At 63.5% G+C, this 7,819-nt stretch carries 7 protein-coding genes and 1 pseudogene; 3 read left to right on the plus strand and 5 right to left on the minus strand.

The window, feature by feature from the left end; translation table 11 throughout:
* Positions 1-120 precede the first annotated feature (120 nt).
* The 4 genes and pseudogenes from AAHG09_RS17520 to AAHG09_RS17535 form a co-directional block, all read right to left on the minus strand.
* Positions 121-495: a hypothetical protein gene (locus AAHG09_RS17520; protein WP_342108730.1), complete on the minus strand. Its 375-nt coding sequence runs from the start codon at positions 493-495 to the stop codon at positions 121-123.
* A 196-nt stretch (positions 496-691) separates the two neighbouring features.
* Positions 692-2,758, minus strand: a complete 2,067-nt coding sequence (locus AAHG09_RS17525; RefSeq protein WP_342108731.1) for a hypothetical protein — start codon at positions 2,756-2,758, stop codon at positions 692-694.
* Between the two features lie 1,283 nt (positions 2,759-4,041).
* Positions 4,042-4,292, minus strand: a pseudogene (locus AAHG09_RS17530) (hypothetical protein); the annotation flags it as partial.
* A 584-nt stretch (positions 4,293-4,876) separates the two neighbouring features.
* Positions 4,877-5,074, minus strand: coding sequence for a pentapeptide MXKDX repeat protein (locus AAHG09_RS17535; RefSeq protein WP_342108732.1), 198 nt, complete (start codon positions 5,072-5,074; stop codon positions 4,877-4,879).
* A 288-nt stretch (positions 5,075-5,362) separates the two neighbouring features.
* Here AAHG09_RS17535 and AAHG09_RS17540 point away from each other — a divergent pair, with 288 nt between their 5' ends.
* On the plus strand, positions 5,363-5,893 hold the full coding sequence (locus AAHG09_RS17540; protein ID WP_342108733.1) for a redoxin family protein: 531 nt from the start codon (positions 5,363-5,365) through the stop codon (positions 5,891-5,893).
* A 222-nt stretch (positions 5,894-6,115) separates the two neighbouring features.
* On the opposite strand, the gene AAHG09_RS17545 is transcribed toward AAHG09_RS17540, so the two are convergent.
* Positions 6,116-6,652: an SMI1/KNR4 family protein gene (locus AAHG09_RS17545; RefSeq protein WP_342108734.1), complete on the minus strand. Its 537-nt coding sequence runs from the start codon at positions 6,650-6,652 to the stop codon at positions 6,116-6,118.
* 385 nt (positions 6,653-7,037) lie between these two features.
* On the opposite strand from AAHG09_RS17545, the gene AAHG09_RS17550 reads away from it, so the two are divergent.
* Both AAHG09_RS17550 and AAHG09_RS17555 read left to right on the plus strand, forming a co-directional pair.
* Positions 7,038-7,244 carry a type II toxin-antitoxin system ParD family antitoxin gene (locus tag AAHG09_RS17550; RefSeq protein ID WP_342108735.1) on the plus strand — a complete coding sequence of 69 codons (207 nt, stop codon included), beginning with the start codon at positions 7,038-7,040 and terminating at the stop codon, positions 7,242-7,244.
* A partial coding sequence (locus AAHG09_RS17555) for a PAS domain-containing protein (RefSeq protein WP_342108736.1) occupies positions 7,237-7,819 on the plus strand: 583 nt, incomplete at its 3' end. The genes AAHG09_RS17550 and AAHG09_RS17555, both read left to right, overlap by 8 nt.

The following is a 7,819-nucleotide window of genomic DNA, read 5'->3' on the forward strand; positions in this document are numbered from 1 at the left end:
CGTCGAACCGGACGGACAGGGACACGGGGCGGCTCCGGGGATGGGCGCGGCCGGAGGAGGTCCTCGACGGCCGCCGCGTGAGTCTACGCCGCCCCCCGGAGGGAACAAGGCCGGGATGGCTCAGGCGGCCTCGGCGACGGACGCGGCGGGATCCGGCGGGGCGCCGAGGCGCAGCCGCTCGCGGACGGCCTCGCGGGCCGAGACGGGATCCATGCCGGCCTCCTGCAGCCGCTCCCGGGCCCGACGGACGACGTCGACGAGGGGCAGGGCGGGATCCCGGCGGCCGGTGGCCTCGCGGGCCTCGATGTGCAGCCGGACGAGCGTCGCGACCACGGCGGCGTCCACCGCGGCGACGTCGGCCTCGGCTTCCAAGGTTGCGAGCCGGGATGCGCGGGCCTCACGCCACCGCCTGTTGCGCTCGCGGCCGCGCTCCAGGCGTGCCTCGTAGATGGCCTGTGCGATAGGGGTGCGGAGCTTCTTCCGGGTCTTGGCCATGGCGGGGTCCGACGGCGTTGCAACGCGCGCAGCATCGGATGCCGTCATGCAAGGATCAAAGGACGGGAGGCGGGGGCCCAGAAACACGAAGGCCCCCGCGGTAGTCCGCAGGGGCCTCACACGTGTGGTGCACGTCCCAACCAGCGACGGCCGGTGAAGGGATTCTAGCGGACCGCCATGCCCGCCACAAGGGCGTTCAGCGACCGGACGCCCGGCGGTAGTCCTCGGCGGAGGCGGCGATTTCCTGCGGGGTCATGGGGCGCCGCGCAGCCGAGGAGCGGGACGCATCGGCTGCGCGGCGCCGGGTGAAGGCCCGGACGGGGCGGGGCTGCCGGACGGGGCGGGGCGGAGGAACGGCGAGCGGCTCCAGGTGCTCCGGGAGGCTCGTCCACTCGTGGGTCAAGGTGAAGACGATTCGACCGTAGAATCGGTCCTTGGGATCGTCGATGACGATGTAGCCGACCTCCGGGGCGACCTCGATCATGACCGAGATGTCGGATATCCGCCTCACCCGGGGCTCGGCATAGGGTGTCGGCGAGACCGCGGGGGAAGCCGGGGGGGCAGGGGCCGGGGCGGAGCCCCCGATAAAGCGTGACGGAAACCGAACCCCCAGATACTCGGACTCGCGGACATCGGACGGCTCGATGACGATCTCGACCGGCTCGACCGGGCCGGGCTCCATGGCGACCGGTTCGGCGAGGGTCTCGGCCGGGGCAGCCGACGCTAGCTTCATGGCCTCGATGGCCCACGTCCGGCCACGTCCCGTTGCAGCCCGGATGGCGTCGATCGCCGCGTCCGCCGTCCCGCCCTCGGACCGGATGGCGACACCCTGCCGGCCCGCCTGGAGCTTGGCATCGGCCCGGTCGGCGCGGGTGATGGCGCCGTCACGGACGCGCTTGGCCGCCTGTCGCTCGCGCGGCGGTATCGCCCTGGCGCGGCCGGGGCGGACGAGGTTGATGCCCGCGGCGTCCGCCTCTTCCTCCGTGACGCCGAGCAAGTCGGCCATCTTGGACCCGCGGTGGTGGAACAACACGTTCCAGACTTCGTCCTTGTACTCGGACGTCTCGCCGGCCTCGTGCCGCCGCATCCTCCGGCCGAGGCTCTGCAGGCAGTCCAAGGCGTCATGGACCGTCAGCCCGGCCATGTGGGCGTACAGCGCCGCCCAGGTCTCGGGGTTGCCGCCATGGACATGCGCGTGGCAGTTCGCGACGAGGAACAGCCAGCAATGGCGATGCCCCTTCGCGATGCCGCCGCGGTGCTCGTGGAGGCGCATCAGGTCGGCGAGCATCCGATCCCGCACCCCGGCGGTACCGGCGTACTGCCGGGCGCGGCCGGCGTTCCGCTGCTGCCTGGTCCGAGGGTTCTGGGCCTTCCACGGGGCCCTCTCGACGAGGCGCCTGCGCAGCTCGACGGTCGTGATCGGCAGCACCGAGTCGGCGAGGTCGTCGAAGCGGCACCTCTTGATGTCATCGATGCAGTCCGGCCAGAGCCGTTCGCAGTACGAGTTGGACGCCTGATTGTAGCTGCCCCAGATCCGGAGCACGCGGCTGGCATCCTGCGTGCCGCGGTCCAGGCCGGCGTCGCGGAAGGCCCTCCACATCCCGACGAGCCGGTTCTCCTGGGCGTCGCGGTCGGGGTCGTCGTACCGCCTCGCCGGGACGCTGCCGTCATCGGTCAGGGTCGGGCCGTAGAGCGCGTCCATTACCTTCTGCACCTTGCCGGCGGCCTCGCCCGGCAGGGCCTCGCAAACCCAGGCCGCGTGGAGCCCGCGGCCGCTCCGCGTCCAGTAACTCGGAGCCGGGACGCCGGCAGCGGTGATCGCTGCTGTGAGCAGGACCTGCAGGTCCTCCAAGGGCATGTCGCGGTAAGGAAGCGGATTGCAGTTCTTGTCCTCGGCGTAGGGGTCGAACTCCAACCACGCGTGCCCGACTGAGCACAGGGCATCCCCCTTCCGGCTCCAGGAGAACCTATTCATGCTGACGAACTGCGCGTCCCTCAGGATGTCGTACGGGATCTCGCCGCGCGCGTGGATCAGGGGGAATTGGCGGTAGGTGCCATGCCACTTCGAGGATAGGACGATGTATCCGTCCGAGCCGTTGGGATGGAGGATCCGGATGTGCTCAAGCATCTCCATCACGTCGCGCGGCAGAAGGCTGTGCTTGGCGTTGCGCGGCTTGCTACCATCCCGCGTGGCTAGCAGGAACGCGGGGACGACGGGACGCCGCACAGCCACGGCCTCGCCCTGCAGGCTGCCTGCACCCACGTTGGGGATGGCTTTCGGGGAGACAGGGGTTCGGGGCGCCATCTTCCGTCGCTGTGGGTTAGGCGCGGGCACCACTCCGCGCGTCGAGCCATGAGGCTAGCCCCGGACCCAGCAATCTCCAAACGGGCACCGACACGGAGAACTACCGAGGCCGCTTCCCCTAGGGGGAGGCCCATGTCGGGGGCATGCCGAGCCCGGATCCAGCCCGCCCGGCGCGCGAATCGACGGCCACGATTCGGTCCCAGGGCCGGCAAGATCCGGATGGCCTATCCGCGGCCCGATCAATTATGACTGAGCTACTGGTCAGACGGTAATTACCGTGTACTTGACATGCGCCTCCCTCTCGGAGGGCGGGCCGCAGTCGCGGTTTCGGTAAAGCCGTGAGAGCTTCAGACGAGGTGTGGTCGCGAGGGCTGGCGGACTAGTTTTCGTGTGTGGTCAACAGCAAGGAGGTTGAGGTTAGCGCATCAAGTCGCCAAGCTTTTCGATGTCAGACCTGCATCCAACGATCGGTCGGCGCGAGGATTTTGGAGGCGTCATAGTCCCCACTAAGATGTCGCCAGCTACGCCGAGGATTTGACTAGCTCGATGCAGCCAAATGCGTTCAGTTGTGAGCAGGATACAACGATCATCGTTCGCTAATATTACATGCTCTGGGCGCCTAGATACCAATCTTGACCTGATTGCGAAGGCCCAAGCTCGCGGCGGCGTGACTGTAAGCAGCAGCGCAAATGGATTATCTTCGTTGTAATTGAACATATGGACTGATTTGATGACATTGTAGGGTATGAATTTTCTTGCATCCTTTGTTAATGGTGCGAAATTCCAGATCGGTTCATCGGATAAGTTGCATGTAACAGGTTCAATTTGGATTTTAATTTTAGGGTCGTAAGTCGCCCCATTCTGAAAAGGAAATCGGTTAGGTTTAATTGATCGCCAGATTCGAGCCATTCCGCTTTATCCCAAACTATTAATCCTTCCGCCCGCCTCAGAGGAATATCTTCATCATGACCATTTTGCCTTGCGTAAGCGAGATTTTTGGCAGGGATCAGCCTGAAGCGGTGAATGACTAGCATGCGCTCATACGTAGAATGGGATTGAGAGGCCATATGATTCCAGATCTGACGCGACGGCTACTGGTCGAATCGTGCAACGCACGTTCACAGACGTATCGGAACGTTAAGTCGAGTTGCTGTGCGGCAACACCTCTGAAAGCGTTCAACGCTTAGGAGCTTAGCGCCGCGTCCCGTTTTTCTCGCTAAGCATTATGGCAAAGGTCACAGCTAGAGCCATGCCCGCTCACATGGCGACGCCAAGTTGGTATCGTGCCCGGCGGCAGCGATGCAGTTGCTGCACTCGTCGACCGTGAACCGAGTGAAGGCCTGCTGGATGGTGTGCCACAGGTCGGGGATAGTCCGGGCCACCGCAGTTCGGAGCAGGACCTTCAACTTAGCGAAGATCTGCTCGATCGAATTGAAGTCCGGCTGTTGGGCGGGAGGTAGAACAGCCTCGCCCCCACGGCCTCTATGGCCTTCCGCGGAAGACTCACGGAGTTAGCCAGGAACAGCTTCTCTGTTGCGCAGGTCGTTCACGGTGGGTGCCTCTCCAAACCGCGAACCCGTCCCCATGATGCAGCTTGTCATCCCGGGACGGGATGGCGCCGCAGGAAACCGAGCAGGATCGCGTTGAATCGCTCGGGCTGTCGGAATGCAGACAGTACGCCCGACGCGATCATCGTCTGCTTACTGGATCTCGCTTGGGCCAACTGAATGGCTGTGATGGGCACCAAGCCGAACGTCCGGTTCTGCGCGCGTTAGCGATCCGGTGTGATGGGGTCTGGCCGAAAGCTGCCGGTCTGCTTCGTAGAAAGTCCGCGGGAAAAGCGGACGGCCTGCTACCGACCCAACTCGGTCGCCTGGACCGCCATCAGCGCTCCTCGGAAGCGGTCATTCATTGGTAGACCGGCAACTTCGGCTTGGGGGTGGCAAGCGGACCCTGGCCTTTCGCCCTAAAGCAGATGGGATGGATGGCTCCCGCTCCCGGCGCTGCGGCCGGTCCTCGACCAGGGGTGGAGAGAGCGGGAGCGGCCACGCACGACCTCTCGATTAGGAGCGAGGATTACTTCTTTGCTCCGTCCTTCGCCATGCTGTCCTTGTGCAAGCTGTCCTTGGCCATGCTGTCCTTGTGCATGCTGTCCTTGTGCATGCTGTCCTTGTGCATGCTGTCCTTCGCCATGGGGTCGACAGCAAGGGCGGGGGTCGCAGCGATGGCTGACGACACGACGAGGGCGGAGGCGACGCGAGTGATGAGGCTCATGTATTGCGTCCTATGCGTGTAACGGCTCGAAGCGAGCGTGCTGTACTTCGGCCAGCACGCGGTCTGGTTACATCTCGGCGCTCTGCATCGTTTTCGCGATTACGGATCGCACAATGCTCAGCGACAGTTGCCTCGGATGGTAATAAGCCGCCCGTCAAGAGTATCGGTCGCACCTATGCAACCCGCGCTTGGGCACGAGTAACCGCCAGCGCTTGCGGAGCGAACACTCTCGGTGCGTCAACTCGCGGTAGTGATGCTGCGCCCGTTGGCCAATTGTCGGGAGGCAACATGAATGATCCTCATTCCGCGATAAGCCGGCGCATTCTTTTGAGCACGGGTAGCGCCGCTCTGGTGTCGAATGTTCTTGTAGCGAAGGCTCAAGCTGCGCCTCTCGCTCCAGAATTTGTTGGAATTGACGGATGGCTTAACAGCAACGCGCTGACTATGCGGGGCTTGCGCGAACAAGTGGTGCTAGTAAATTTTTTTGCACGTGCTTGTTCCAACTGCATTGCGGCCATGCCTTATATTCGCGCATGGCACTCGCGTTATCGGGGACGAGGATTTACCGTGGTCGGTGTCCATACTCCGGAATTGCCGGCTGAGAAGTCGCGACCGGCTTTAGAGAGTGCGGTGCAACGCTTCGGCCTGACCTTTCCCATCGCAATTGACAATGCTTCGGCCACTTGGAACGCATGGGGCAATCGGTACTGGCCTGCCGAGTATGTCGTCGATAAACGGGGCAGAATTGTCTATTCGCATTTTGGTGAAGGTGCGTACTCTCAGACCGAAGCGCTTATCCAACGCCTGATAACCACTTGATGATGTAGCAAGCCCGCGTTGCGAGACGACAAGAATGCGCGTGAAGCTTATAATTACTGCTACTCCACAAACGCCCGCTTCTTCGGGTTTGCCACTTGGAAGCAGACTGGCAAAAATCCACCCCGAGCAGCCATTCCGACAGCGACCCAAATCGGACGCCTCAAACAGCGCGTCAGCTTTCCGAAAGCGGACGATACCTCTTTAATGCCATGAGCGTCGAGATCAAAGGTAGTCGGGTGTCAAGCTGGCCAGGAAATTGGCGAAGCTGTTCTCCACGACGCCGATGGAATTCCAATCGTAACCCCGCGCTCCGAAAGTCTTGCCCTTGATGACGATATAAAGAATGCGCCCATGATGTTCGGGCGTGAGATCAATCAGGCAATGACCATAGCCGTCGTCGAACGTCAGCGGGTAAAGTGCCTCGGGGAGACGTGGTCCGGAGTTGCCGTAGAGCGGGTCGAGATACCGCTGCCGTGTTTCCGCGAGCGCATGTGGACCACCGATCGCACCGACGTCGATCCTCTTCTTCTTTCCGTTCGGAAAGGTGGTTTTCGCTTTGAAGCAGAAGATCGATTTGCTGCTGAGTTGACGCGCCCCGTAGGTGAGCCAGAATGCCTTGAGGTCTTCCGGCATGTGCACGTTCTCGGACAGTTCGAAGTCCTCGATATCCTTCGGGGTCACCGGTTTGGGAGGGCGTCCCATCTCGTCCTGCAAATCGAGAAGCGAGCGCAACGCCTCGTGCATCGTGATGTTTGTCAACCCAAGATCCGATGTCTGCCTTCTCGCATTATCGCCCGAAAGCGGGCTGCCTGAAACCCACCCAACCCCGCCGCTCAGCGGCGCCCATCAACGCGACGGGAGCTGGCCGCAAGCGGAACGGCCGCTTCGGAGACGGTTGGCCGGAAAAGCAGACGGCCTCCTAACGACCCAACCCAGCCGCCCAAGATGCCGTTGGCGCTTCCCGAAAGCGGTCGTTCGTCAGCCCTCCAGCAACTTCGGCTCGGGGTGGCAATCAGACTTTGATGTTTCGTCCCGAAGCTGACGTGCCACATCCGATTGCGCCGGACGTCCGAGCCCGACGGCGCTCCCGCCCGGAGAAGCTCGACCTGATGTCGCCTTTGTCAGTGTAAGACAGTTTGGGAGCGTGGTACCGTCCGATATGGCCCTGCGCGAAACCATCACCGTCTCGATCACCCCGGAGCTGAAGGCGTTCATCAAGGAGCGCCTCGCTACCGGGCGCTACGGCAGTGCCAGCGAGGTCGTCCGGGCGAGCCTGCGCGCCCTCGAACGGTTTGAGGCGACGACATACCCCAAGGCACGCGGTCCTCGATCGAGCACGACCGATGTCTGAGATCGCGGTCCTGGCGGCTCGACACAGCGGGCCCGAGGGGGCGGACGCGACCTATAGCGAAGCCGTACTCAAGGGCATCCTCGCCGCCAGCCCGGACTGCGTGAAGGTCTTGTCGGCCGAAGGACGCCTGGAATTCATGAACGCCCGCGGTGTCGAGCTGAACCAGCTCGACACGGCCGACGACGTGATCGGGCTGAACTTCGCGGACCTTTGGCCGGAGCAGGAGCGCGATAAGATCCGAGCGGCCATCCGCAAGGCTGCCGACGGCGAGATCGCGCGGGCGGAAGGGTTCTGCCCCACGGCCAAGGGCGAGCCACGGTGGTGGGAAGCGAGCTTCGCGCCATTCCGACCGGTAGCGGCGGGACCGCTCAAGCTGATCGGTATCTCGCGCGACATCACAGAGCGTGTCCGCGCCGAGCAGGCGTTGCGCGACAGCGGGCACTACCTGGACGCTCTGGTCCGCTCGTCCTCCGAGGTGCGGTTCTCGGTCAACGCCGACTGGAGCGACCTGCATCACCTCGCGGGCGGCGGCTTCATCCCGGACACGGCTGCCTCCGACAGCGACTGGCTGAGCG

The sequence above is a fragment of the Methylobacterium guangdongense genome (assembly GCF_038442355.1).
Lineage (GTDB): Bacteria > Pseudomonadota > Alphaproteobacteria > Rhizobiales > Beijerinckiaceae > Methylobacterium > Methylobacterium guangdongense.

Excerpts from the sequence above, each read along its gene's own strand:
- AAHG09_RS17520 (WP_342108730.1), bottom strand. The coding sequence starts at position 495 with ATGGCCAAGACCCGGAAGAAGCTCCGCACCCCTATCGCACAGGCCATC.
- AAHG09_RS17535 (WP_342108732.1), bottom strand. The coding sequence starts at position 5,074 with ATGAGCCTCATCACTCGCGTCGCCTCCGCCCTCGTCGTGTCGTCAGCC.
- AAHG09_RS17540 (WP_342108733.1), top strand. The coding sequence starts at position 5,363 with ATGAATGATCCTCATTCCGCGATAAGCCGGCGCATTCTTTTGAGCACG.